At 71.6% G+C, this 25,272-nt stretch carries 22 protein-coding genes; 11 read left to right on the top strand and 11 right to left on the bottom strand.

Going from position 1 to position 25,272, the window contains the following annotated elements:
* The first annotated feature begins 79 nt into the window (after positions 1-79).
* The 4 genes from ACPXCS_RS14460 to ACPXCS_RS14445 all read left to right on the top strand — a co-directional run bounded on the left by ACPXCS_RS14460 (position 80) and on the right by ACPXCS_RS14445 (position 7,156).
* Positions 80-1,294 carry an LCP family protein gene (locus ACPXCS_RS14460; RefSeq protein ID WP_425946797.1) on the top strand — a complete coding sequence of 405 codons (1,215 nt, stop codon included), beginning with the start codon at positions 80-82 and terminating at the stop codon, positions 1,292-1,294.
* Positions 1,295-1,533: 239 nt separating this feature from the next.
* Positions 1,534-3,297: an LCP family protein gene (locus tag ACPXCS_RS14455; RefSeq protein WP_425946798.1), complete on the top strand. Its 1,764-nt coding sequence runs from the start codon at positions 1,534-1,536 to the stop codon at positions 3,295-3,297.
* A gap of 232 nt (positions 3,298-3,529) precedes the next feature.
* On the top strand, positions 3,530-5,284 hold the full coding sequence (locus ACPXCS_RS14450) for an LCP family protein (RefSeq protein WP_425946799.1): 1,755 nt from the start codon (positions 3,530-3,532) through the stop codon (positions 5,282-5,284).
* Between the two features lie 222 nt (positions 5,285-5,506).
* A complete protein-coding gene (locus tag ACPXCS_RS14445; protein ID WP_425946800.1) occupies positions 5,507-7,156 on the top strand; it encodes an LCP family protein in 1,650 nt (549 codons plus the stop codon).
* 63 nt (positions 7,157-7,219) lie between these two features.
* Here ACPXCS_RS14445 and ACPXCS_RS14440 read toward each other — a convergent pair whose 3' ends face one another.
* Positions 7,220-8,257 (bottom strand): glycosyltransferase family 2 protein, encoded by a 1,038-nt coding sequence (locus tag ACPXCS_RS14440; RefSeq protein WP_425946801.1) that lies wholly within the window; start codon positions 8,255-8,257, stop codon positions 7,220-7,222.
* A gap of 127 nt (positions 8,258-8,384) precedes the next feature.
* Between ACPXCS_RS14440 and ACPXCS_RS14435 the strand changes: the two genes are divergently transcribed.
* A complete protein-coding gene (locus ACPXCS_RS14435) occupies positions 8,385-9,869 on the top strand; it encodes an LCP family protein (RefSeq protein ID WP_425946802.1) in 1,485 nt (494 codons plus the stop codon).
* A gap of 10 nt (positions 9,870-9,879) precedes the next feature.
* Here ACPXCS_RS14435 and ACPXCS_RS14430 read toward each other — a convergent pair whose 3' ends face one another.
* On the bottom strand, positions 9,880-10,437 hold the full coding sequence (locus tag ACPXCS_RS14430) for an acyl-CoA thioesterase (protein ID WP_425946803.1): 558 nt from the start codon (positions 10,435-10,437) through the stop codon (positions 9,880-9,882).
* A gap of 118 nt (positions 10,438-10,555) precedes the next feature.
* On the opposite strand from ACPXCS_RS14430, the gene ACPXCS_RS14425 reads away from it, so the two are divergent.
* Positions 10,556-11,836 carry an LCP family protein gene (locus ACPXCS_RS14425; RefSeq protein WP_425946804.1) on the top strand — a complete coding sequence of 427 codons (1,281 nt, stop codon included), beginning with the start codon at positions 10,556-10,558 and terminating at the stop codon, positions 11,834-11,836.
* Positions 11,837-11,903: 67 nt separating this feature from the next.
* Here the strand turns inward: ACPXCS_RS14425 and ACPXCS_RS14420 are convergent, their stop codons facing one another.
* Positions 11,904-12,269 (bottom strand): four-helix bundle copper-binding protein, encoded by a 366-nt coding sequence (locus ACPXCS_RS14420; protein WP_425946805.1) that lies wholly within the window; start codon positions 12,267-12,269, stop codon positions 11,904-11,906.
* A 223-nt stretch (positions 12,270-12,492) separates the two neighbouring features.
* On the opposite strand from ACPXCS_RS14420, the gene ACPXCS_RS14415 reads away from it, so the two are divergent.
* Positions 12,493-13,692: a phospholipase D-like domain-containing protein gene (locus ACPXCS_RS14415; protein ID WP_425946806.1), complete on the top strand. Its 1,200-nt coding sequence runs from the start codon at positions 12,493-12,495 to the stop codon at positions 13,690-13,692.
* Positions 13,693-13,758: 66 nt separating this feature from the next.
* Here ACPXCS_RS14415 and ACPXCS_RS14410 read toward each other — a convergent pair whose 3' ends face one another.
* On the bottom strand, positions 13,759-14,916 hold the full coding sequence (locus ACPXCS_RS14410) for an acyl-CoA dehydrogenase family protein (RefSeq protein WP_425946807.1): 1,158 nt from the start codon (positions 14,914-14,916) through the stop codon (positions 13,759-13,761).
* Between the two features lie 187 nt (positions 14,917-15,103).
* Here ACPXCS_RS14410 and ACPXCS_RS14405 point away from each other — a divergent pair, with 187 nt between their 5' ends.
* A complete protein-coding gene (locus tag ACPXCS_RS14405) occupies positions 15,104-16,447 on the top strand; it encodes a UDP-glucose dehydrogenase family protein (RefSeq protein ID WP_425946808.1) in 1,344 nt (447 codons plus the stop codon).
* A gap of 106 nt (positions 16,448-16,553) precedes the next feature.
* Here the strand turns inward: ACPXCS_RS14405 and ACPXCS_RS14400 are convergent, their stop codons facing one another.
* Positions 16,554-17,063 carry a CGNR zinc finger domain-containing protein gene (locus ACPXCS_RS14400; protein ID WP_425946809.1) on the bottom strand — a complete coding sequence of 170 codons (510 nt, stop codon included), beginning with the start codon at positions 17,061-17,063 and terminating at the stop codon, positions 16,554-16,556.
* A gap of 117 nt (positions 17,064-17,180) precedes the next feature.
* Between ACPXCS_RS14400 and ACPXCS_RS14395 the strand changes: the two genes are divergently transcribed.
* Together ACPXCS_RS14395 and ACPXCS_RS14390 are read left to right on the top strand one after the other, a co-directional pair.
* Positions 17,181-17,552, top strand: coding sequence for a VOC family protein (locus ACPXCS_RS14395; RefSeq protein WP_425946810.1), 372 nt, complete (start codon positions 17,181-17,183; stop codon positions 17,550-17,552).
* 14 nt (positions 17,553-17,566) lie between these two features.
* Complete coding sequence (locus ACPXCS_RS14390; protein ID WP_425946811.1) at positions 17,567-17,959, top strand: VOC family protein; 393 nt, start codon at positions 17,567-17,569, stop codon at positions 17,957-17,959.
* Positions 17,960-18,011: 52 nt separating this feature from the next.
* Here ACPXCS_RS14390 and ACPXCS_RS14385 read toward each other — a convergent pair whose 3' ends face one another.
* The 4 genes from ACPXCS_RS14385 to ACPXCS_RS14370 all read right to left on the bottom strand — a co-directional run bounded on the left by ACPXCS_RS14385 (position 18,012) and on the right by ACPXCS_RS14370 (position 22,206).
* Complete coding sequence (locus ACPXCS_RS14385) at positions 18,012-19,145, bottom strand: dipeptidase (protein ID WP_425946812.1); 1,134 nt, start codon at positions 19,143-19,145, stop codon at positions 18,012-18,014.
* 204 nt (positions 19,146-19,349) lie between these two features.
* Positions 19,350-20,537: a dipeptidase gene (locus tag ACPXCS_RS14380; RefSeq protein WP_425946813.1), complete on the bottom strand. Its 1,188-nt coding sequence runs from the start codon at positions 20,535-20,537 to the stop codon at positions 19,350-19,352.
* Between the two features lie 5 nt (positions 20,538-20,542).
* On the bottom strand, positions 20,543-21,070 hold the full coding sequence (gene purE / locus ACPXCS_RS14375; RefSeq protein WP_425946814.1) for a 5-(carboxyamino)imidazole ribonucleotide mutase: 528 nt from the start codon (positions 21,068-21,070) through the stop codon (positions 20,543-20,545).
* On the bottom strand, positions 21,067-22,206 hold the full coding sequence (locus tag ACPXCS_RS14370; RefSeq protein WP_425946815.1) for a 5-(carboxyamino)imidazole ribonucleotide synthase: 1,140 nt from the start codon (positions 22,204-22,206) through the stop codon (positions 21,067-21,069). The genes purE and ACPXCS_RS14370 overlap by 4 nt, the downstream gene beginning before the upstream one ends.
* A gap of 162 nt (positions 22,207-22,368) precedes the next feature.
* Between ACPXCS_RS14370 and ACPXCS_RS14365 the strand changes: the two genes are divergently transcribed.
* Positions 22,369-22,863, top strand: a complete 495-nt coding sequence (locus ACPXCS_RS14365; protein ID WP_425946816.1) for a GtrA family protein — start codon at positions 22,369-22,371, stop codon at positions 22,861-22,863.
* 30 nt (positions 22,864-22,893) lie between these two features.
* Here the strand turns inward: ACPXCS_RS14365 and ACPXCS_RS14360 are convergent, their stop codons facing one another.
* The gene (locus tag ACPXCS_RS14360) at positions 22,894-24,171 is read right to left on the bottom strand and encodes an ATP-binding protein (protein WP_425946817.1); all 1,278 of its coding nucleotides are present in this window, start codon (positions 24,169-24,171) and stop codon (positions 22,894-22,896) included.
* 43 nt (positions 24,172-24,214) lie between these two features.
* Complete coding sequence (locus tag ACPXCS_RS14355; protein WP_150481273.1) at positions 24,215-24,892, bottom strand: response regulator transcription factor; 678 nt, start codon at positions 24,890-24,892, stop codon at positions 24,215-24,217.
* Between the last annotated feature and the right edge of the window lie 380 nt (positions 24,893-25,272).

Genomic DNA, 25,272 nt, shown 5'->3' with positions numbered 1-25,272 from the left:
CCCCCGCCCCTCATCCGCGCCATCGTCGTAGGAGCACTGCGCGTGGGACGTTCCGGCGTCAGGAGGGGTGGTTGCTGCCGTGGGCTACAGGGTCGGTCCGGGCCTGGGGGCGTCCGCCAGCGAGCGGGGGCGCGTGCGGCGGCGCCGGGCGCGGCGGGTGCGCGTCGCGGCGCTCGTGGCGGCCGGGCTCCTCGTGGCGGGCGTGGCCGCCGGCTGGGCCGTCTACGCGAAGCTCAGCGGGAACATCACCCCCGACGAGGCGGCCGCCGCCGAGCTCAGGCGGTACGAGAAGGAACGGCCCACCTCGCTGGTCAAGGACGCGCGCAACATCCTGCTGATCGGCTCGGACTCCCGCCACGGCGACGGCAACGCCCGCTACGGACGCGACTCGGGCACCGAGCGCTCGGACACCGCGATCCTGCTGCACCTGTCGGCGGGGCGGCGCAGCGCCACGGCCGTCTCCCTGCCCCGGGACCTGATGGTGGACCTGCCCGCCTGCCGGCGCCGGGACGGGTCGCGCAGCGCGCCGCGGTTCGCCATGTTCAACCAGGCGTTCCAGGTGGGCGGCTCGGCCTGCACCATCCGCACCGTCGAGAAGCTCACCGACATCCGCGTCGACCACCACGTCGTCGTCGACTTCCACGGCTTCAAGGAGATGGTCGACGCCGTCGACGGCGTCGAGGTGTGCCTGCGCGAGCCGATCGACGACCGGGCCGCCCGGCTGCGGCTGCCCGCCGGGCGCGTGAAGCTCGACGGCGAGCAGGCCCTCGGCTACGTCCGGGCCCGCAAGACGCTGGGCGACGGCAGCGACACCGAGCGTATGGAACGGCAGCAGCGATTTCTCGGAGCGCTCGTCAACAAGGTGCGCAGCAATGACGTCCTGCTGAATCCGGCGAAGCTGTATCCCGTGCTCGACGCGGCCACGTCCTCTCTCACCACCGACCCGGATCTGGCGAGTCTGCGCGGCTTGTACGAACTCGTGCGCGGTCTGCGCGACATCCCCATGGAACAAGTGCAATTCCTGACCGTCCCCCGGGAGTCGTATACGTACGACGCCAATCGCGACCAGCTCGTGGAGCCCGAGGCGGACCGGCTGTTCGAGCGGCTGCGCACGGACACCCCGGTGGTGATCGCCCGCGACGTGCCGCGCGGTTCCGCGCCTCTGCGGCCCACTCGGGCGCGTGAGGGGTCGTACGGGGATTCGCATCCGGGGCCGTTCTCCGCGCCGGTCGTCACCGTCTCCCCGCCGCCGACGTTCCGGGGGAACACCGCGGCCGAGGACACGTGTGAGTAAAGCGGCCCCCAAGGCACTTCCATGTAACGAACTCTTCACCCGGGAAATGGGCGAATTGCCCAGGTGTAGGGACGTGGAATTTGTCACCGCCGTCGCTCTGCACTGAAGTGGGCGGTTAGTGTGAGCGATCCGGTGCGCCCGGCTCTGAGGACGGTCCTGAGGTCGCGCACTGTGTGACCGAGACCCGGGCGCCTTGGTGGGGGAGGCGCCGCGTGCCCCGACGGAGGAAACAGAAAACCGTGGACGCGCAAGGCCGTGGGCGGGCGGACGACATCGACCCCGCAGACCAGTGGGTGCTCAACCCGAACACCGGTGAATACGAACTGCGACTGTCCGCTTCCGCACCGCAGTCGGGTGTTCCCTCGCCCCGCAGGCCGTCCGCGTCCGACGCGCGGCCGCGGACCCGCTCCCGCACGCAGGCACCCGCGCGCTCCGCCACCGCGGCGCCCGGCCGCTCCGAGCCCGGGGCACCCGGCCGCGCGGTGCCGCCGCCGCGCAGGCGGCGCGGGGCGCCGGAGGAGCCGCCGCCGGGACGGCGCGGACGGCGCCCGGCCAAGGCCTCGAAGGGGAAGAAGGCCCTGCTGTGGACCGGCGGCACGATGGCGTTCGTGCTGGTCGCCGGTGCCGGTGCGGCCTACTTCTACATCGAGCACCTCAACGACAACATCGCCTCCGTCTCCGACGACGGTGCCAGCACCGGTGGCTTCAGCAAGGACAAGGCGATCAACATCCTGCTGATCGGCACCGACAAGCGCACCGGGGCGGGCAACGACAAGTACGGCGACGCCGGCAGCCCCGGCCACGCCGACACCACGATCCTGCTGCACGTCTCCAAGGACCGCTCGAACGCGACCGCGCTGAGCATCCCGCGCGACCTCGTCACCGACATCCCGGACTGCCCGACCACGCAGGAGGACGGCACCCAAAAGATCATCCCCGGCACGCAGAACGCCCGCTTCAACACCAGCCTCGGCCAGGACGGCCGCACCCCCAGCTGCACCATGCGGACGGTGACCGAGCTGACCGGGGTCAAGCCGGACAACTTCATGGTGGCCGACTTCAACGCCGTCAAGACGCTGACCAGTGCGGTCGGCGGGGTCGAGGTCTGCCTGGCCAAGGACATCGACGACCCGGACTCGAAGCTGAAGCTGTCCAAGGGCACGCACACCATCGAGGGCGAGCAGGCGCTGGCGTTCGTGCGGACCCGGCACTCCGTGGGCTTCGGCGGCGACCTGAGCCGGATCGGGCTGCAGCAGCAGTTCCTGAGCGCGCTGATGCGCAAGCTGAAGTCCAACGACACCCTCACCAGCCCCTCCAAGATGCTCGAGCTGGCGGAGGCGGGCACCAAGGCGCTGACCGTCGACTCGCAGCTGGACAGCATCGGCAAGCTGAAGGACCTGGGCCTGGAACTGGGCAAGCTCAACGTCAAGAACCTGACCTTCACCACGGTCCCGGTGGTCGACAACCCGGCGGAGAAGGTCAAGAGCACGGTCGTCCTCAACGAGTCGACCGCTCCGCAGGTCTTCGACATGATCAGGAACGACGTGTCCTTCACGGCCGTCAAGGAGCGGAAGAAGAAGGAGGCCGCCGCCGTGGCCGCCCGGCTCAAGGGCAGCAGGGCGCCGGCCTCCGAGGTGCGGGTGCGCATCCTCAACGGCGGTGCCGTCGGCGGCAGCGCCCAGGAGACCCTGAGCTGGCTGCAGGTCGAGGAGGGCGTCACCAAGTCGGAGAACGCCGGCAACGCCCCCGCGGAGCTGGCGAAGACGACCCTGGAGTACGCGCCCGACCAGGCCCCCCAGGCCCGTCGCCTCGCCGATCTGCTGGGTCTGTCCGGGTCCGCGATGAAGCCGGGCGAGAGCGTGGACAACTCCCAGGGGCTGCCCGCGATGACGCTGACCCTCGGCAAGGACTTCAAGGGCGCGGGCGTCCCGCTGACCACTCCCTCGAAGGCGCCCGAGGGCGTGCAGAAGTCCACGGCCGACAAGGTGGAGTGCGCCAAGTGAGCCTGCATTGACGGGTGTTGACCGAGCTGCCGGCAAACAATTGGGCGGGATTGCCCAGTTGTGAGGACGTGGAATCCGTCACCCACGTCGCTTGACGCCGAAGTGTGCGGATAGTGTGTGCGATCCAGTGCTCTCACCCACGAGGTCCGTCCCGGGGACGGGCACTGCTTGACCGACACCGTGCGCCTTCCGGGGAGGGCGCCGCGTGGCCCGACGGAGGAATCAGGCAACCGTGGACGCGCAAGGCCGTGGGCGGGCGGACGACATCGACCCCGCAGACCAGTGGGTGCTCAACCCGGACACCGGTGAATACGAACTGCGACTGGCTCCTTCCGCACCGCAGTCGCCCGTTCCCGGCCCCCGCGGTTCCGGCGCCCGCGGCGCGAGCGGAGCGGGCGGCACGGCACGCGCCCGCCGGACCGCCGCCCCCGCCGGGCCCACAGGCAAGGCTCCGGCCGACGAGGCGGCTGCCCCGCGCAGACGCACCGGCGCCCCGGCCGAACCGGCCGCCGGGCGACGCGGACGCCGTCCCGCGCCGCAGCAGTCGAAGGGCAGGAAGGTCCTCGTGTGGACCGGCGGCTCGCTGGCCTTCGTGCTGGTCGGTGTGAGCGCGGCCGCGTACCTCTACTACGAGCACCTCAACAACAACATCACGTCCGTCTCCGACGACGGCGCCGGCACCGGCGGCTTCAGCAAGGACCGCGCGATCAACATCCTGCTGATCGGCACCGACAAGCGCACCGGAGCGGGCAACGAGGGCTACGGCGACAAGGACAGCGCCGGGCACGCGGACACCACGCTGGTGCTGCACGTCTCCCGGGACCGCTCGAACGCGACGGTGCTGAGCATCCCGCGGGACCTGATCACCGACATCCCGGACTGTCCGACGACCCAGGAGGACGGCACCGAGAAGGTCATCCCGGGACAGCAGCGCACACGTTTCAACAACAGCCTCGGGCAGGAGGAGCGGACGCCGAGCTGCACCATGCGCACGATCACCGAGCTCACCGGGCTGAAGATGGACCACTTCATGGTGGCCGACTTCAACGCGGTCAAGACGCTGACCAGCGCGGTCGGCGGGGTCGACGTGTGCCTGGCCAAGGACATCAAGGACAAGGACTCCAAGCTCGACCTGCCCAAGGGCGAGCACACGATCGAGGGCGAGGAGGCCCTGGCCTTCGTCCGCACGCGGCACTCCGTGGGCTTCGGCGGCGACCTGAGCCGCATCGAGCTGCAGCAGCAGTTCCTGGGCTCGCTGATGCGCAAGCTGAAGTCCAACGACACCCTCACCAGCCCCGCCAAGATGATCAAGCTGGCGGAGGCGGGCACCAAGGCGCTGACCGTCGACTCGCAGATCAGCACGATCAAGAAGCTGGCCGATCTCGGGGCGGAGCTGGGCAAGTTCGACACGAAGAACCTCACCTTCGCGACCGTGCCCGTCGTCGACAACCCCTCGGAGACGGTCAAGGCGACGGTGGTCCTCAAGCAGCCGCAGGCCCAGCAGCTCTTCGCGATGGTCCGTGACGACGTGTCGCTGACCGAGGTGAAGCAGCAGAAGAAGAAGGAGAAGGACGCCGAGGCCGCCCGGCTCAAGGGCAGCAAGGCCCCGGCCTCCGAGGTGCGGGTGCGCATCCTCAACGGCGGTGCCGTCGGCGGCAGCGCCCAGGAGACCCTGAGCTGGCTGCAGGTCGAGGAGGGCGTCACCAAGTCGGAGAACGCCGGCAACGCCCCCGCGGAGCTGGCGAAGACGACCCTGGAGTACGCGCCCGACCAGGCCGCCCAGGCGCGCAGGCTGGCCGCGATCATGGGTCTGTCCGGGTCCGCGATGAAGCCGGGCGAGAGTGTGGACAACTCCCAGGGGCTGCCCGCGATGACGCTGACCCTCGGCAAGGACTTCAAGGGCGCGGGCGTCCCCCTGACCACTCCCTCGAAGGTTCCGGACGACGTGCGGAAGTCCACGGCCGACAAGGTCGAGTGCGCGAAGTGACCTGAGCGTCCTTTCCCGCGTCTGACAGGTGGGCAGGACATGCCCGGACATACGGGCCGGGTGTACATCCGAGCGGGCATGTCAGGTGTCCAACCAGGAGCGGGAACCGCCGTGTCCGGCGGGGGCCGGGAAACCCCCGGCCTGGACGGACACGGTTCGCCCGCGATCGAACACGACGCGGAGCGGGCCCGTGGGCCGGCCGTAGGGGTGGGGAGGCAGGGTATGGCGCAGAGTGACGTGCGCGGAGGCGGCAGGCGGCGGGACGCGGGCGGGCTGGCCCAGGACGAGCGGCCGGGGACGGAGGCGGCCGCCGCGGAGGGCGACGGTGACGGGGGCGGCCCGGACCGGCCGCGCGGCAGGCGCCGCGGTGGCGGACGCCGGATACTGCGCTGGTCCGCGCTCGTGCTGTCGGTCCTGATACTCGGGACGGCCGGCGCCGGTTACCTCTACTACCGCCATCTGAACGCCAACATCGACAAGGGCAAGCGCAACGCCGGCGACTCCGACGTCAGCAGGACCGAGCCCAACGCGGCCGGCCAGACCCCGCTGAACATCCTGCTGATCGGCTCCGACAGCCGGAACTCGGCGGAGAACGTCAAGCTCGGCGGCAGCCGGGACAACGTCGGCAGCAAGCCCCTGGCCGATGTGCAGATGCTGCTGCACGTCTCGGCGGACCGCGAGAGCGCGGCCGTGGTGAGCATCCCGCGGGACACCCGGGTGGACATCCCCAAGTGCACCGACCCCGACACCGGCGAGACCTACCCGGCGAAGAACACGATCATCAACGAGTCGCTCCAGCGCGGCGGGCCGGGCTGCACCCTGGCGACCTGGCAGGAACTGACCGGCGTGTACATCGACCACTGGATGATGGTCGACTTCGCCGGAGTGGTGGACATGGCGGACGCGATCGGCGGTGTGCCCGTCTGCGTCAACCAGAACGTCTGGGACCGGCCGCTGTCCGGCCAGCGCGGCGGTTCCGGGCTGAAGCTCACGGCCGGCACGCACAACGTGCGGGGCAAGCAGGCGCTGCAGTGGCTGCGCACCCGGCACGCCTGGGGCAGCGACCCGCTGCGGGCCAAGGCGCAGCACATGTACATGAACGCGATGATCCGCACGCTGAAGGACCAGAACGTCTTCACCGACACGGGCCGGCTGATGGGCCTGGCCGAGGCGGGCACCAAGGCGCTGAAGGTGTCCGAGGAGATCGGCACGGTCAAGGAGCTGTACGACCTGGGCATGCAGCTGAAGTCGGTCCCGACCAGCCGGATCACGATGACGACGATGCCGTGGATCGAGGACCCGCTGGACCGCAACCACCTGCTGCCCAAGCCCGCGGACGCGGACAAGATGTGGGCGATGCTCCGCGACGACGTCTCCTTCGACAAGGGCGGGAAGGCCGCTGCCGGGGCGGGCCCGTCGCCGGCCTCGGTCCGGGCCACCGGCCCCGCCGCCGCGCCCGCGGAAGGGCTGTCGGTGACGGTCGTCAACGGCACGGCGGGCGAGCAGGGGGCGGCGGTGCCGAACCGGGCCGCCGCGATCGTGGCCGCGCTGCAGCAGGAGGGGTTCGTGCGGGCGGTCGCCTCGGGACAGCAGGACCCGCGGAACCGGACGCAGGTGACGTACCCGGAGAGCACCGGGGCGCAGGGCCGGGCCAACGCGCTGTCGGTCGCCGAGGCGGTCGGCATCCCGAGCAGCCGGGTGCGGGCCACCGACGGTGTCACCACCACGCTGACCATCGGCTCCGACTGGCGGGAGGGCACCACCTACCCCGAGCAGGAGCCGGTGAAGGCGGGCGACCTGCCCGACAGCGCGGACGCGCTGACCGCGGACAAGAAGGAGTGCATGGACGTCTACCGCCCCTACCGGTGGTGAGCACGGCCACGGCATGAGAACGGGGCCCGCCGTCCGGACGGACGGCGGGCCCCGGTGCGTCGGTCAGCTCGCCGCCGCGTCCGCGCGGACGGCCGGGCGCCGGGACGCGATGACCTTCTTCGCCAGCGAACGCGGGCTGGTCAGAAAGCCCCAGCCCCACGACATGTGCATCGTGGCCAGCGCCACGGGGATCTGCAGCCGCGCCTTCAGCGGCAGCCCCCTGCCCGCGGGCACCGAGCCCAGCAGGATCGCCGCGAGGTAGCCGCCGGGCACCACGAAGCCCCACGGGGTCAGCGCCGCGCCCACCAGGATCCCGGCCGCGATCGCGCACACCGCGGTCGGCGGGGCGAGGTAGCGCAGGTTGATCGAGCCCTCGTGGTAGCGGGCGACGACGTGCCGCCAGCGGCCGTAGTCCTTGTACTGCTTGGCGAGCGCCCGCACGCTCGGCCGCGGCCGGTACGACACCTTCAGCTCGGGCGAGAACCAGATCAGCCCGCCGGCCTCCCGGATGCGGAAGTTCAGCTCCCAGTCCTGGGCGCGGATGAACTCCACGTTGTAGCCGCCCTGCTGCTCCAGCGCCTCGCGCCGGAACACCCCCAGGTAGACGGTCTCGGCCGGACCGGCCTGGCCGCCGGTGTGGAACGCGGCGTTGCCGACCCCGATCTTCGAGGTCATCGCGGCGGCGACCGCGTGCTCCCAGTCGTTCTCGCCCTCGGCGTGCATGATGCCGCCGACGTTCTGCGCGCCGGTCTCCTCCAGGAGCCGTACGGCGGTGGCGATGTAGTTCGGCGAGAGCATGCCGTGGCCGTCGACGCGGACCACGATCGGATGCCGGGAGGCGTTGATCGCGGCGTTCAGCGCGGCGGGCGTACGGCCGGTGGGGTTGGGGACGGTGTGCACACGCGGGTCTTCGGCCACGAGCTCGGCGGCGATCTCGTCCGTGCGGTCCGTGGACGGACCGAGGGCGATCACGACCTCCATCTCGCCGGCGTACTCCTGCGCGAGGATCGCTTGGACTGCTCCCCGCAGATGCCGCTCCTCGTTGAGGACGGGCATGATCACGGAAACGGCGGGGAGCCGCACGTCGGGATTGGCGTTCATAGGGGGCTCACGTTACCGCGAACGGGGGACACCGGTGCGCGCCGCGGGGGCGGTGGCGCGGGCCGCAGATCGTATCGGCCTACGGTTTCACGGATCCCACGTACGGCCGTCGTCCGGAGGTGTCCCCATGCCCACGCCGCCGCGGTCCCCTCGGCCCACCGCCGCTGTCCGGCGCCGTCCGCAGCCCTCGCCCCGCCCCGCCCCGCGCCGGCCCGCGCCGCCCGCCCGGCGCCGCAGGCCGCGCTGGGGCATGCGGGCCGTCACCACGCTGTCCGTGGTGGTGCTCGCCTCGGCCGGGATCGGGCACGCGGTGGTGACCAGCCTGGACGCCGACATCTCCCGCGTCGACGCCTTCAAGGACATGAAGAACCGGCCCCGGGCGGGCCACGGCATGAACGTCCTGCTCGTCGGCACCGACGGCCGCGAGAAGATCAGCAGGGCGGAGCGGCACAAGTACCGGCTGGGCGGCGCGCCCTGCCACTGCACCGACACGATGATGATCGTGCACATCTCGGAGGACCGGGAGCGCGCGAGCGTGGTGAGCCTCCCGCGCGACTCGTACGCCGTGACGCCCCCGCACACCGACCGCACCTCCGGCAAGCGGCACGGCGGGCACCCCCTCAAGCTGAACGCGGCGTACGCGGAGGGCGGGCCGCAGCTGACCGTGCGGACGGTCGAGAGCATGACCAAGGTGAAGATCGACCACTACGTGGAGGTCGACTTCACCAGCTTCATGAAGACGGTCGACGTGGTCGGCGGCGTGCAGATCTGCACCGCGGACCCGCTGAAGGACAGCTACACCGGCCTGAACCTCCCGGCGGGCCGGCACACCCTGGCCGGCGGGCAGGCGCTGCAGTACGTGCGCGCCCGCCATGTCGACGGCGCCTCCGACCTGGGCCGGATGAAACGGCAGCAGCGCTTCATGGCCGCGCTCGTGGAACGCGTCACCTCCTCCGGGATCCTCCTCAACCCCATGAAGTTCCGGGACGTCACCCGGGCCGTGCTCGGTTCGGTGCGGGCCGACAAGGGCTTCGGCACGGACGAGATGCTGGACCTGGGCCGGGCCATGCGGAACTTCTCCCCCTCCTCCTCGGAGTTCACCACCGTCCCGATCGGGCGCATGGGGTACGCCGTGAAGGGCGTCGGCTCGACGCTGAAGTGGGACCCGGTGAAGTCGGAGCGGCTCTTCCACGCCCTGCGCCAGGACCAGCCGCTGTCCGCGCACCGCTCGCGGGCGGCCGCCCGGATCGTCTCGGTCGCCCCGCAGCAGATCCGGGTCCAGGTGGAGAACGGCACGGGCACGCCCGGGCTGGGCCGCCGCGTGGACGCGGCGCTCGCCTCGACCGGCTTCCGCACGACCAAGGCCCCGGTCAACGCCGCGGCCCGCGACGTCAAGCGCACGATCGTCGCCTACGACCCCCGCTGGGACCGCTCGGCCAAGTCCCTGGCGACGGCGCTGCCGGGCAGTGAGCTGCGGCCGGTCAAGGGCCTGGGCGCGACCCTGAAGGTGATCGCGGGCGCGGACTTCGAGCGGGTGCGCAAGGTCCGGGCCGAGGACCCGGGCCAGGGTGAGTTCGGCGTGGTCCGCGGGGACGAGGTGGCGTGCTCGTAGGAGGGCCGCCTCAGTCCTCGAAGCCCTCCGCGACCCGCTTCTCGCGGAGCTCCATGATCGCCCGGCGGCGGGCCAGGCGGTGCGTGCGGCGGATCTGCGCCTCCTGGTAGCGGCGCTTGTCGCGCTCGGTCTCCGGGAGGACAGGCGGGACCCGGCGGGGCTTGCCGTCGGCGTCGACCGCCGCGAAGACGAGGTAGGCGGAGCCGACCTGGGTGGGCGGCGCGGACTCGTTCCAGCGTTCGGCCAGGACCCGCACGCCGACCTCCATGGAGGTGCGGCCGGTCCAGTTGACCTGTGCCTTGACGTGGACGAGATCGCCGACGCGGACCGGCTCCAGGAACGCCATCTCGTCCATCGAGGCGGTGACGGCCGGCCCGCCCGAGTGCCGCCCGGCCACCGCACCGGCCGCGTCGTCGACCAGCTTCATGATCACCCCGCCGTGCACCGTGCCCAGCAGGTTCGTGTCGTTGTGGGTCATGATGTGGCTGAGGGTGGTGCGGGACGCCGAAGTCGGCTTGCCCGGGATCTCCGGACTGCCGGAATCCGCAGCTGGGACCTGGTCTGTCATGGCCCCCACCTTATGCCGAGGCGTGGTGCGGGGGATTTGTGTCAGCTTCGCCACAGCCGTGCTCTGATTTTCCGACGACTCTTGTATGGCCCACCACCGGGACCTGCACACTGTCGGCATGAATGATTGGCCCGAGGGGTTCTCCGGCGACAACCGCGGCAGCCGGTACGGACGGGGCAGCTCCAGCGCACAGCCGGAGAGCGCCCGTGTCATGCGGCAGGTGCGCCGCGGTCCGGCGGCGCCGCCCGGGCAGGGCGCCCACGGTGGCGTCCCGCAGCAGCCGTCGTACGTGGACGGCGGCTACGCCGAGCCGCAGCCGGGGTACGACAGCGGCTACAACACCGGTCAGGTCTACGGCTCCCCCGGCGGGCGCGGCCCCGGCGGCCCGGGCGGCGGCGGGTACGACCCGCGTCCCGCGCCGAACTGGCGCCGCCGTATCAAGGTGACGGCCGTCACCGTGGTGACGCTGCTGGTCGTGACGAGCGTCGCCACCTACTTCTGGGCCGACTCCAAGCTCAACCGCGACGTCGACCTGTCGAAGGTCATCGACCGGCCGGAGGCGGGCGAGGGCACCAACTACCTGATCGTCGGCTCCGACAGCCGTGCCGGCATGTCGGCCGAGGAGAAGAAGAAGCTGCACACCGGGTCCGCCGAGGGCAAGCGCACGGACTCGATGATGATCCTGCACACCGGGAGCAACGGCCCGACGCTGATCTCGCTGCCGCGTGACTCCAACGTCACGATCCCCTCCTACAAGGGCTCCGACTCCGGCAAGCTCTACCAGGCCACGGGCCGCCAGACGAAGCTGAACGCGGCCTACGCGGAGGACGGCCCGGAGCTGCTGGTGCGCACCGTCGAGGCCAACACGGGCCTGCACATCGACCACTACGTGGAGATCGGCTTCGGCGGCTTCGCGAACATCGTGGACGCGGTCGGCGGGGTCGAGATGGACATCCCGCAGGACATCAAGGACACCAAGTCCGGCGCCGACCTGAAGAAGGGCAGGCAGACCCTCGACGGCGAGCAGGCCCTGGCCTTCGTCCGCACCCGCTACGCCCTCGCGGGCTCCGACCTGGACCGTACGAAGAACCAGCAGAAGTTCCTCTCGGCCCTGGCCAACCAGGTCGCCACCCCGAGCACGATCCTGAACCCGTTCAAGCTGTACCCGACCATGGGCGCGGGCCTGGACTCCCTGGTCGTCGACAAGGACATGGGCCTGTTCGACCTGGCGTCGATGTTCTGGGCGATGAAGGGCGTCAGCGGCGGCGAGGGCAAGTCGATGAACATGCCGATCTCGGGCAGCGCCCCGAACGGCAACCTCCAGTGGGACACCGCGAAGGTGAAGACGCTGGTGAACCAGTTGAAGAACGACGAGACGGTGACCGTCTCGGGCAACTGAGCACGAGACGTACGGCACGCAGGGGGCATCCGGGCGGGTGCCCCCTGCGTGTGTCGTGACGCGGTGCTCACATCGCGGTCGCCGACATCGCGCGGCACATCTCCGCGCAGCTGCGGCAGGACTCGGCGCAGCGCATCATCTGGGCGTCGTCCGGCATGGACATACACGCCTCGGCGCACATGTCGCAGGCCCGGGCGCACATCGCGCACATGTCGGCCGCGAGGGGCGAGCGGCGCATCATCATGTCGGCGCACATGCGCGTCATCTCGGCGCAGTCCATCACGGCGCGCATGATCTGCATCTGGGCCGGGCCGCCCCTCTGCAGGCAGGAGCTCATGGTCTCCTCGCACACGCCGTGGCAGGTCATGCACGCCTGGACGCAGTCCTGCATCTCCTTGCTGAGCGGGGTCGCGGTGGCGGGCTGCTGGGTCATGGCTTCCTCCCGGGGGGACGGCGAGGGCCGGGGGTCGGCCCCCGTGCCTTCCGTCCTACGCCTGCGGCCCCATGAGCACCACAGGGCGGGCCGGCCCGTGTGCGGCTCACCACGGCCCTGCGTGAAACCGCGGGCAGCGGCAAGGAGGGTGAAGGCGCGTCCCCGAGGTCGGCGGCGCGCGGGGCAGGGGGCGGCCAGCGGCCCGGGGCAGGGGAGAGCACGCATGACACAGCAGACGTACGAGGAGCGGCGGACGCCGCAGGAGCCGGAGGAACGCAAGCAGCGGCTGCGCAGACGGCTGGAACGGCTGATCGGCATCGCCGCGACCGAGGGCAACGAGCTCGTGCCGTTGCGCAACGGGGACGAGATCTTCCCCGCGATGCTGGCCGCGATCCGGGCCGCCGAGCACACCGTCGACATGATGACGTTCGTGTACTGGCGCGGTGAGATCGCCCACGAGTTCGCCGAGGCCCTGGCCGACCGGGCCCGGGCGGGCGTGCGGGTGCGGCTGCTGCTGGACGGCTTCGGGGCCAAGGAGATCGAGCCGGACCTGCTGAAGGCCATGGACGAGGCCGGGGTCCAGGTGGCCTGGTTCCGGCCGCCCGCGCGACTGTCGCCGATGCGGCAGAACCACCGCTGCCACCGCAAGGTGCTGGTCACCGACGAGCAGACCGCGTTCACCGGGGGCGTCGGCATAGCGCAGGAGTGGTGCGGCAACGCCCGCAACCCCGACGAGTGGCGCGACACCCACGTACAGGTCCGCGGCCCGGCCGTGGACGGCATCGCCGCGGCCTTCGCGCAGAACTGGGCCGAGTGCCACGACGACCTCTACGACGAGCACGACCGGTTCACCGCGCAGCACCAGCCCGGGCGGTCCACCGTCCAGGTCGTGCGGGGCTCGGCCTCCTTCGGCTGGCAGGACATGCAGACGGTGCTGCGGGTGCTGATCACCTCGGCGCAGGAGCGGCTGCGGCTGGCCACGGCCTACTTCGCCCCCGACACGTACTTCATCGACCTGCTGGCCGCGGCGGCCCGGCGCGGGGTGCGGGTGGAGATCCTGCTGCCCGGGCCGCACACCGACCAGCGGGCCTGTCTGCTGGCCGGGCGGCAGCACTACCAGACGCTGGTCGACGCCGGGGTGGACGTGCGGGAGTACCAGCCGACCATGCTGCACACGAAGATCGTCACCGTGGACGGGGTCTGCTCGCTCATCGGGTCGACCAACTTCAACCGCCGCTCCATGGAGCACGACGAGGAGGTCGTCCTGGCCGTCCTCGACGAGGACTTCACCGCGACGCTCGACGCCGACTTCGACGCCGACCGGAAACTGAGCGAGCCGATCGATCCGGTCCGCTGGCGGCGGCGTCCGCTGCCGTGGCGGCTGGCCGAGGCCGCGGTCACCCCCATCCGCCGCTTCCTGTGATCCGGTGGGACGCCCCGGCCCCCGGGGGTGAGCCGGGGGCCGGGGCAGGGGGCGCCGAGGAAGGCGTTACGGCAGGTTGCGGGCCATGACGATGCGCTGCACCTGGTTGGTGCCCTCGTAGATCTGGGTGATCTTGGCGTCGCGCATCATGCGCTCGACCGGGTAGTCGCGGGTGTAGCCGTAGCCGCCGAGGAGCTGGACGGCGTCCGTGGTGACCTCCATCGCCACGTCCGAGGCGAAGCACTTGGCGGCGGCGCCCAGGTAGGTGAGGTCGCTGTCGACGCGCTGGGAGGCGGCGGCGGCCTGGTAGGTCAGGGCGCGCGCGGCCGAGATCTTCATGGCCATGTCGGCGAGCATGAACTGGACGCCCTGGAAGTCGGCGATCGGCTTGCCGAACTGCTTGCGCTCCTTGACGTAGCCCTTGGCGTAGTCGAGGGCGCCCTGGGCGATGCCGAGGGCCTGGGCGGCGATGGTGATGCGGGTGTGGTCCAGCGTCTTCATCGCGGTGGCGAAGCCGGTGCCCTCCTCGCCGATCATGCGGTCGGCGGGGATGCGGACGTTGTCGAGGTAGACCTCGCGGGTCGGGGAGCCCTTGATGCCGAGCTTCTTCTCCGGCGCGCCGAAGGAGACGCCCTCGTCGGACTTCTCCACGACGAAGGCGGAGATGCCCTTGGAGCGCTTGGCGGGGTCGGTGACGGCCATGACCGTGTAGTACTCGGACTCGCCGGCGTTGGTGATCCAGCGCTTGACGCCGTTGAGGACCCAGAAGTCGCCGTCGCGGACCGCGCGGGTCTTCATGCCGGCCGCGTCGGAACCGGCGTCCGGCTCGGACAGGCAGTAGGAGAACATGCCGTCGCCCTTGGCCAGCGGGGTCATGTACTTCTTCTTCAGCTCCTCGGAGCCGGACAGGATCACCGGCAGCGAGCCCAGTTTGTTCACGGCCGGGATCAGGGACGACGAGGCGCACACGCGGGCGACCTCCTCGATCACGATGACGGTCGCCAGGGCGTCGGCCCCGGCGCCGCCGTACTCCTCGGGCACGTGCACCGCGTGCAGGTCGTTCGCGACCAGCGCCTGGTGGGCCTCGCGCGGGAAGCGGGCCTCCTCGTCCACCGCGGCGGCGTGCGGCGCGATCTTCGCCTCGGCCAGCGAGCGGACGGCGTCACGGAGCATGTCGTGCTCCTCGGACGGGCGGTACAGGTCGAAGTCAGCCGATCCGGCCAAGGTCTCTCACGCTCCAAAACGCTGCGATGGTGGCGCTAACTACCGTTAAGTAATCAAAAGTTTATGGGGTCGCCCACGGGAGGGATACGTGAGCTAGACGACAGCGAGAAGTTGCCCGGTGAAGCACGCCGCCATGCCCCGGCTATGCTCGGGCGCGCACCACATGCCGTAGACCCCTGGAGCACCCATGGCCCTGAAGATCACCGTGATCGGCACCGGTTATCTCGGCGCGACACACGCCGCGGCCATGGCCGAGCTGGGCTTCGAGGTGCTCGCTCTCGACGTCGTCCGCGAGAAGATCGAGATGCTGGAGCGGGGCGAGGCCCCGATGTACGAGCCGGGTCTGGACGAGCTGCTGCGCAAGCACGTCGCCGGGTTCGAGGGCACCAGCGGCCGGCTGCGCTTCACCCAGGACTGGGTCGAGATCGGCGCCTTCGGCGATGTGCACTTCGTCTGCGTGAACACCCCGCAGCGGCACGGCGAGTACGCCTGCGACATGTCGTACGTCGACTCCGCGTTCGCCTCGCTCGCGCCCCATCTGCACGGGCCCGCGCTGGTGGTCGGCAAGTCGACGGTGCCGGTGGGCTCGGCGGACCGGCTCGCGGCGTACCTGAGCGCGCACGCGCCGGCCGGGGAGGACGCCGAGCTGGCCTGGAACCCGGAGTTCCTGCGCGAGGGCTTCGCCGTCGACGACACGCTGCACCCGGACCGGATCGTGGTGGGCGTGCGCAGCGAGCGGGCCGAGAAGCTGCTGCGGGAGGTGTACGCGACCCCGATCGCCGAGGGCTCGCCGTTCGTGGTGACGGACTTCCCGACCGCGGAGCTGGTGAAGACCTCGGCGAACTCCTTCCTCGCGACCAAGATCTCCTTCATCAACGCCATGGCGGAGGTGTGCGAGGCCGCCGGCGGCGACGTGGCCAAGCTCGCCGAGGCGATCGGCTACGACGACCGGATCGGCAAGAAGTTCCTGCGGGCCGGTATCGGCTTCGGCGGCGGCTGCCTGCCGAAGGACATCCGGGCGTTCATGGCGCGCGCCGGTGAGCTGGGCGCGGACCAGGCGCTGACGTTCCTGCGGGAGATCGACTCGATCAACATGCGCCAGCGCGGGCAGATGGTGGAGCTGGCCCGGCAGGCGCTGGGCGGCGGGCCGTTCCTCGGCAAGCGCGTGGCGGTGCTGGGCGCGACCTTCAAGCCCGACTCCGACGACGTGCGGGACTCCCCCGCGCTGAACGTGGCCGGGCAGATCCACCTCCAGGGCGGCCAGGTCACGGTGTACGACCCGAAGGGCATGGACAACGCCCGCCGCGTCTTCCCGACCCTCGGTTACGCGGACTCGGCGCTGGAGGCCGTGCGGGGCGCCGACATCGTGCTGCACCTGACGGAGTGGCGGGAGTTCCGCGAGCTGGACGAGGAGGCCCTCGGCGAGGTCGCGGCGGCCCGGGTCGTCCTGGACGGCCGCAACGCCCTGGACCCGGAGCGCTGGCGCAAGGCCGGCTGGACCTACCGGGCGATGGGACGTCCCAGGGCGTAGGCGCCGGGGGACACGGGAACAGGCGACGCCGGTTCGGCCGAGGCTCAGTCGGCCGAACCGGCGTCTTGTTGCATTCTGCCCCACCCGGCCCGGACGCGGGGGCGGGTCACGCCCCCTTGGCCCGGTAGCGGCGCATCTTGGCCCGGGCCCCGCAGACCTGCATCGAGCACCAGCGTCCGCGGCCGGCCGGGCTGCGGTCGTAGTACGCCCAGTGGCAGTCGGCGGCCTCGCAGGCCTTCAGGCGCGTCCAGGTGCCCGCGACCAGCGCCTCGGCGACGGCGGCCGCCACGCGCGCGTGCAGCGGGGGGCCGCCGGCCGGGACGAGGGCGGCCGTGCCGTCCGCCGGGTCGACCGTGACGACGAGGGGGGCGTCGGCGAGGAGCGCGCCGAGCGGGGGCACCTCGCGGTGCGGCGGGTGGCCGGCGTGGGCGAGGAGGACGGCGCGCAGCGACTCGCGCAGGGCGCGGGCCGTCTCGGCGGCGTCGTCGTCGGTGATCCCGAAGCGCGCCCGGCCCTCCGGCGTGTCCAGCGCGTCGGCGCCCGACTCGATGTCCAGCGTGTTCACCAGGGCCTCGACCAGGGCCAGGCCGCCGGGTGCGGGCGATCTCTCCGTCATGGCTGGACCGTACCTCTCAGCAATTCCCTTGCGAGGTTACCGCCGATACGGGAGCATGAGGTAACGGTTACCGGTTACCCGCTCCTTGTGGGTAACAGCGACTTCGAGGAGGAAGTCATGGCTCTCGCCACGATGGGTGTCGTCGTCCTGGACTGTCCCGACCCGCGCGCCCTCGCGGGCTTCTACGCGGAGGTGCTCGGCGGCACGCCGACGGTGCAGACGGACGGCCAGGACGAGTGGGTGGACCTGAAGGTGCCGGGCGGACCGGCGCTGGCGTTCCAGGCCGCCCCCGACCACGTGCCGCCGCGGTGGCCCTCGCCCGAGCACTCGCAGCAGTTCCACCTCGACCTGGTGGTGGAGGACCTGGACACGGCCGAGAAGGGCGTGCTGGCGCTCGGCGCGAAGCCGCTGGACGCCGAGGACCGGGCACGCAGTTTCCGGGTTTACGCCGACCCGGCCGGGCACCCGTTCTGCCTCTGCGCCTGCTGAGACCGGGAGGCCCCATGTCCGCTGTGGCACGTTTCCGTTCCGTGGTCCTCGACTGCCCCGACCCGAGTGCCCTGGCCCGCTTCTACGCGCAGGTCGGCGGCGGCACACCGGAGGACGACGACCCCGACTGGGTGGTGCTGCGCGTCCCGGACGGGCCCCGGCTCGCCTTCCAGCGCTCCCCCGGCTACACGCCGCCGGAGTGGCCGCGGGCCGACCGCAACGCCCAGCAGTTCCACCTGGACTTCGACGGCGGGTCGACCTGGGAGGAGATGGACGCGGCCGAGGAGCGGGTGCTGGCGCTGGGCGCGCGGGTGCTGGACCGGGAGGACGCCGAGAAGAAGGACTTCCGGGTGTACGCCGATCCGGTGGGGCATCCGTTCTGCCTGTGCCGGATCGAGCACGACTGACACCGGACCGAGCACGAGCGACCCCACGGGCCCGTCCGGGAGGACGGGCCCGTCAGCCGTCCAGCTCCGAGATGGTCGCCGTGGACGGGGCGCGGCGCTGCTGGGCGGCACGGGCCGTGAAGTCGGCGCCGCGCAGCACACGCTGGACGTTGCCCCAGGTCAGCAGGGCCACATCGGCCTCCTCCCAGCCGCGGCGCAGCAGTTCCGCGATCAGCCGCGGGTAGCAGGAGGTGTCGCCGAGCTCCTGCGGGTGGGCGGAGCCGGTGTCGTACGTGCCGGACAGGCCGACGCTGTGGGGTCCGGCCACGGCCCGGATGTGGTCCAGGTGGTCGGCCACGTCGCGGACGGTCGGGCCGGTCTGCTCGGCGGTCAGCGGCACCAGACACAGCCCCTTGGCGGCGCCCAGCTCCGCCAGCAGGTCGTCGGGGAGGTTGGCCGGGTGGGGGCGGACGGCCCGGGCGGCGGAGCGGCTGCACAGCACGGGGGCCCGGGAGAGGCTGAGGGCGCGGCGCAGGGTCTGCGGCGAGGCTCCGGAGAGGTCCGCGATGACCCCCAGCCGGTTCATCTCGCGCACGACCTCCTCGCCGAACCGGGTCAGCCCCGCCTCACTCGCCCAGGACACCCCGGTCAAGGTCAGCACGCGCAGGCCGAGCAGGTGCAGCTGGCGCAGGATGCCCACGGAGTCGCCCACCGCCGAGGCTCCGGCGGGGCCGAAGAGCACGGCGACCCGGCCGCGGCTGCGCGCGTCCACGACCTCCCCCGCGGTACCGGCGGGGCGCAGGCCCTCCGCACAGCCGCGCGCGACGGTCTTGGCCAGGTCCAGCTGCTCCAGGGTGGCGCCGACGGCGCGGTCCCCGTCCATGCCCTCCGGCAGGTGCAACGACCAGAACAGGGCGCCCACATGGCCGTCGCGCAGCCGGGGCACGTCCGTGTCGACGGTGCTCTCGCCGAGCTCCAGGTCGTAGTACGACAGGCGCTTGAGGGCCCAGGGCAGTCCGTTGTAACCGTCGGCGACGGGGTGCGCGGCGAGCACGGCGTGCGCGCGGGTCATCGGCGCGTCGTCCGGGTCGGAGACGGGCTCGTACGACTCCGCCGTGACCAGCGCGTCCTCGGGGTACGGGTCGGCCAGGTCGTCGAGGTCGCCGGCCGCGACGGTGGGGCGCAGGTCGTCCTGGAGATCTGCCATGGCGGCTCCCGTACGGTCGTTCGTGAGGTACGGTCACCGTCGCACGGCGCGGGGGGCGGTTCCTGGTGGGAGCGGCGTTCGGGGTACGGCCCGGTACGGTCGCGCGCTCAGGGTCTTCCCCGGGTGCTCCCGGTGCCCGCCGAGGGCCCGGCCGGCCGGGAGCGGCGGGGTGACCGGCTGCACCGACCACCCCGCCCTCGCCGCTCAGGAAGCGGGCGCGTCCAGCGACTCGATCGTGGCGTTGGACGGTGGCCGGGTCTGCTGAAGCCCCCGGGCCACGTCCTCGGCCGCGTCCAGCACCCGGACCGCGTTCTTCCAGGTCAGCTTGGCCAGGTCGGCCTTGGACCAGCCGCGGTCGAGCAGTTCGGCGATCAGGTTCGGGTAGCCGGAGACGTCGTCCAGGCCGTCCGGGGTGAACGCCGTGCCGTCGTAGTCGCCGCCGATGCCGAGGTGGTCGACGCCCGCCACCTCGCGCATGTGGTCCAGGTGGTCGGCGACCGTGGAGACGGTGGCGACCGGGCGCGGGTGCCGCTCCTCGAAGGCGCGGTGGACCTTCATGGCCTCCGCGGTGGTGTCGAGGTGGTGGAAGCCGTGGGCGCGCATGTTCTCGTCGGCCTCGGCCGTCCAGTCCACGGCCGCCTGGAGCACGAACTTCGGCACGAACGTCACCATCGCCATGCCGCCGTTGGCGGGCAGCCGCTCCAGGACGTCGTCCGGGATGTTGCGCGGGTGGTCGCACACGGCCCGCGCGGAGGAGTGCGAGAAGATCACCGGGGCCGAGCCGGCGTCGAGCGCGTCCCGCATGGTCGTCGCGGCCACGTGGGAGAGGTCGACGAGCATGCCGAGGCGGTTCATCTCCCGCACGACCTCGCGGCCGAAGGCGGTCAGGCCGCCGGCCCTCGGCTCGTCGGTCGCGGAGTCCGCCCAGTCGACGTTGTCGTTGTGGGTGAGCGTCAGGTAGCGCACGCCCAGCCCGTACAGGCCGCGCAGGGTGCCCAGGGAGTTGGCGATGGAGTGGCCGCCCTCCGCGCCCATGAGCGAGGCGATCCGGCCCTCGCGGCGCGCGCTCTCCATGTCGGCGGCCGTCAGCGCGGGCCGCAGGTCCGCAGGGTGGCGGGCCAGCAGCTGCCGCACGCAGTCGATCTGCTCCAGCGTGGCCGCGACCGGGTCGGGCGCGTCCGTGCGGACGTACACCGACCAGTACTGCGCGCCGACCCCGCCGGCCCGCAGCCGCGGGATGTCGGTGTGCAGGTGGCCGCTCTGGTCGACGGCGACGTCCCGGGCGTCGAGGTCGTAACGGACCTGCTCGCGCAGCGCCCAGGGCAGGTCGTTGTGCCCGTCGACGACCGGGAACTCGCTCAGGAGTTCCCTGGCCGCCTCCCGGGACGTCACCGCCGTCACTTCCCCGCGCCGAATCCGAAGCCGCCCGTGCCCTCGACCTTGGAGCGCAGGCGCTTGCCCTTCTCGGTGGCCTGGACGTTCAGCTCCTGCTGGAACTCGCGCATCCGGCCGCGCAGTTCCTCGTCGTGCGCGGCGAGGATACGGGCCGCCAGCAGACCGGCGTTGCGGGCACCGGCGACCGAGACCGTGGCGACCGGGACGCCGGCCGGCATCTGCACGATCGACAGCAGGCTGTCCATGCCGTCCAGGTACTTCAGCGGCACGGGCACACCGATGACCGGCAGCGGGGTGACCGAGGCGAGCATGCCGGGCAGGTGGGCGGCGCCGCCCGCCCCGGCGATGATCACCTTGAGCCCGCGGGCGTCGGCCTGCTCGCCGTAGGCGACCATCTCGCGCGGCATGCGGTGCGCGGAGACGACGTCGACCTCGTAGGCGATCTCGAACTCGTCGAGGGCCTTGGCGGCGGCCTCCATGACGGGCCAGTCGGAGTCCGACCCCATGACGATGCCAACAACAGGGCTCATTCGGTGATGGTGCCTCTCAGGTAGCCGGCAGCGTGACGGGCGCGCTCCAGCACGTCGTCCAGGTCGTCGCCGTAGGTGTTCACGTGACCGACCTTGCGGCCGGGCTTCACGTCCTTGCCGTACATGTGGATCTTGAGCTGCGGGTCGCGGGCCATGCAGTGCAGGTACGCCGAGTACATGTCCGGGAAGTCGCCGCCGAGGACGTTGACCATCACGGTCCACTTGGCGCGCGGGCGCGGGTCGCCCAGGGGCAGGTCCAGCACCGCGCGGACGTGGTTGGCGAACTGGCTGGTGACCGCGCCGTCCATCGACCAGTGGCCGGAGTTGTGCGGGCGCATCGCGAGCTCGTTGACGAGGATGCGGCCGTCACGCGTCTGGAACAGCTCGACCGCGAGGTGGCCGACGACGCCGAGCTCCTTGGCGATGTTCAGCGCCATCTCGGAGGCCTCCAGGGCGAGGGCCTCGTCCAGGTCGGGCGCCGGGGCGATGACCGTGTCGCAGACGCCGTTGACCTGCTGCGACTCCACGACCGGGTAGGCGACGGCCTGGCCGTGCGGGGAGCGGACCACGTTGGCGGCGAGCTCGCGGACGAAGTCGACCTTCTCCTCGGCGAGGACGGGGACGCCGGCCTTGAACGGGTCGGCGGCCTCCTCGACGGAGCCGACGACCCACACGCCCTTGCCGTCGTAGCCGCCGCGGACCGTCTTCAGGACGACGGGGAAGCCGTCGCCCTCGGCCGCGAAGGCGGCCACGTCCTGCGGATCGGACACGATCCGGTGGCGTGGGCAGGGCACGCCGATCGCGTCGAGCTTCGCGCGCATCACACCCTTGTCCTGGGCGTGCACCAGCGCGTCCGGGCCGGGGCGCACGGGGATGCCGTCCGCCTCCAGCGCCCGGAGGTGCTCGGTGGGTACGTGTTCGTGATCGAAGGTGATCACATCGCACCCGCGCGCGAACTCACGCAGCGTGTCGAGGTCGCGATAGTCGCCGACGACGACATCACTCACGACCTGCGCGGCGGAGTCCTGCGGGGTGTCACTGAGGAGCTTGAACCTGATGCCGAGCGGGATGCCTGCCTCGTGCGTCATACGCGCGAGCTGGCCCCCGCCGACCATGCCGACTACCGGGAACGTCACGCACCCAGGGTATCGGCCGCGCCAGGGTGGCCGGTTTCCCCTCCCTCCCCGCCCCGGCCCGGACCATCTCCGGCCGTCCACCGGCATCCACAGGAAGATCGCGCGGGAGGGTGGTTAGCATGGCTTGGTTGACGCCAACCACGGACGGGGGCCTGCACGACCATGGCACATGGTGCTTCGCGGCTCCGGCGCATCGTCCACGAGGTCGCCAAGTTCGGCGCGGTGGGCGGGGCCGGCGTGCTGGTCAACCTCCTCGTGTTCAACCTGGTACGGCACGTCACCGAGCTTCCGGTGGTCCGCGCGAGCGTCATCGCCACCGTCGTCGCGATCGTCTTCAACTACGTCGGCTTCCGGTACTTCACCTACCGTGACCGCGACAAGACCCGCCGGACGCGGGAGCTGACGCTGTTCCTGCTGTTCAGCGCGGTCGGCCTGGTCATCGAGAACGGCGTGCTGTACACGGCGACGTACGGCTTCGGCTGGGACACGCCGCTGCAGAACAACGTGTTCAAGTTCGTCGGCATCGGCGTCGCCACGCTCTTCCGCTTCTGGTCGTACCGCACCTGGGTGTTCCGCGCGCTGCCGGCGCACGAGGCGGTGGCGGACGCGGAGTCGATCCTGGAGCGGGAGCGGCGCACCACGCAGCAGGTGCCGTAGCGCGGACCCGCCCCAGCGGCACCCGGGCCGTCAGCGGATCGTCGGCTCGCCGTCGCCGCCCGCCGGCTTGCGCAGGGCCGTGCGGGACAGGAACAGGCCGAAGACCGGGGGCTTGGTCTGCAGCATCTCCAGACGGCCGCCGTCGGCTTCCGCCAGGTCGCGGGCGACGGCGAGGCCGATGCCCGTGGAGTTGCGGCCGCTGATGGCGCGCTCGAAGATGCGGGCACCCAGGTCGGCGGGGATGCCGGGGCCCTCGTCGGTGACCTCGATGACGGCCTGGTTGCCGGTGACGCGGGTGCGCAGCGCGACCGTGCCGCCCCCGTGCATCAGGGAGTTCTCGATCAGCGCGGCCAGCACCTGGGCGACCGCGCCGGGCGTGCCGACCGCTTCGAGGTGCCGCTTGCCGGAGCTGACGATGGCCCGGCCGGCGCTGCGGTAGGCGGGGCGCCACTCGGCGAGCTGCTGCTGGATGACCTCGTCGAGGTCGAAGGTGACGGCGGAGCCGGTGCGCGGGTCGCGTGAGTTGGTCAGCAGCCGTTCCACGACGTCCGTGAGCCGCTCGACCTGCGTCAGCGCGATCGTCGCCTCCTCCTTCACCGTGTCCGGGTCGTCGGTGAGGGTGATCTCCTCCAGCCGCATGGACAGCGCCGTCAGCGGTGTGCGCAGCTGGTGGGAGGCGTCCGCGGCGAGCCGCCGCTCGGCGGTCAGCATGCGCGCGATGCGCTCGGCGGAGCCGTCGAGCACGTCCGCCACCCGGTCCAGCTCGGGCACGCCGTAGCGCTTGTGCCGGGGGCGGGGGTCGCCCGAGCCGAGCCGTTCGGCCGTCTCCGCGAGGTCGGTCAGGGGCGAGGCGAGCCGGTTGGCCTGGCGGACCGCGAGCAGCACCGCGGCCACCACCGCCAGCAGCGCCACCAGGGCGATGATCAGCAGGGTCCGGCCCACCTCCCGGGTCACCGAGGAGCGCGGCTCCTGGACGGTGACCGTCTCGCCCTCCTCGCCGGGCGCGGTCGCGCTGATGACGTCACCGGTCGGCTTGGGGCCGATCTCGATGGGCGCCTCGCCGGGGATGCGGATGACCGCGTGGTAGCGGTCCTGCGTGACCTGCTTGCGCAGCACCTCCGCGTCGACCTGCTGGGCGACGAAGAGCCGGCTGTCGACGATGCTGGCCAGCCGCACCGCCTCGGACTCCACCCGCTCCTGGGCGCTGTTGCTGATCGTGCGGGTCTCGACGATGACGAGCGAGACCCCGAAGACGGCGATCACGACCAGCACCACGGCGAGCGTGGACTGGATCAGTCGGCGGCGCATGTCCTGTTACCCGTCACCCGTTCACCCGTGCCTGGTCCGCGGCTCAGCTCTTCTCGAAGCGGAAGCCGACACCGCGCACGGTGGCGATGTAGCGGGGGTTGGCCGCGTCGTCGCCGAGCTTCTTGCGCAGCCAGGAGATGTGCATGTCGAGGGTCTTGGTCGAGGACCACCAGGTGGTGTCCCAGACCTCGCGCATCAGCTGGTCGCGGGTGACGACCCGGCCCGCGTCGCGCACCAGCACCCGCAGCAGGTCGAACTCCTTGGCGGTGAGCTGCAGTTCCTCCTCGCCCATCCAGGCGCGGTGCGACTCGACGTCGATGCGCACGCCGTGGGTGGCGGGCGGCTGCTGCGGCTCGGCGGCGCCGCGCCGCAGCAGGGCCCGGACGCGGGCGAGCAGTTCGGCCAGCCGGAACGGCTTGGTGACGTAGTCGTCGGCGCCCGCGTCGAGCCCGACGACGGTGTCCACCTCGTCGGCGCGCGCGGTCAGGATGAGGATCGGGATGCTGTGGCCTTCGCCCCGCAGGCGGCGGGCCACCTCCAGACCGTCCATGCCGGGCAGGCCCAGGTCGAGCACGACCAGGTCGACGCCGCCCTGCAGTCCGGCGTCGAGAGCGGTGGGTCCGTCCTCACGCACCTCGACCTCGTAGCCCTCCCGGCGCAGAGCACGGGCCAGCGGCTCCGAGATGGACGCGTCGTCCTCGGCGAGCAGTACACGGGTCATGAGGTGATGGTAGACCTGCGGCCCCCTGAGCTGGGGTGTGACCGGAAGCCTTGATTCTTACCGCCGGCACACCCGCTTCTTACCGGCCGGGTGTAGAAGGGCAGACCTCTGCCTGTGGGGTGCGATCCTGGTAAGGACCTTGGAAACACGGTGTGTGGTTCCGCCATCACCTGTGATCCGTGTCTCAAACCCTTCCATATACGGCAGTGTCCTGCCGTATGGTGATGCAACGCCTGTAGCACCGCGGCGACCTTCAGAGGCCGTTTGCCCTGAGGGTCTCTTTTGTGTGCGGGCCGGTTCTCGCCGGCCCCCGAAAGTGAACGACCTGTGGCCGGGCCTTCGCGCGCGGCGATGCGCGTGAAGGCGTGGATCCCGGTGGC

Source organism: Streptomyces sp. DT190, assembly GCF_049846985.1.
In the GTDB taxonomy this organism is placed as follows: Bacteria; Actinomycetota; Actinomycetes; order Streptomycetales; family Streptomycetaceae; genus Streptomyces.
This window is presented reverse-complemented; position numbering and strand designations above follow the sequence as displayed.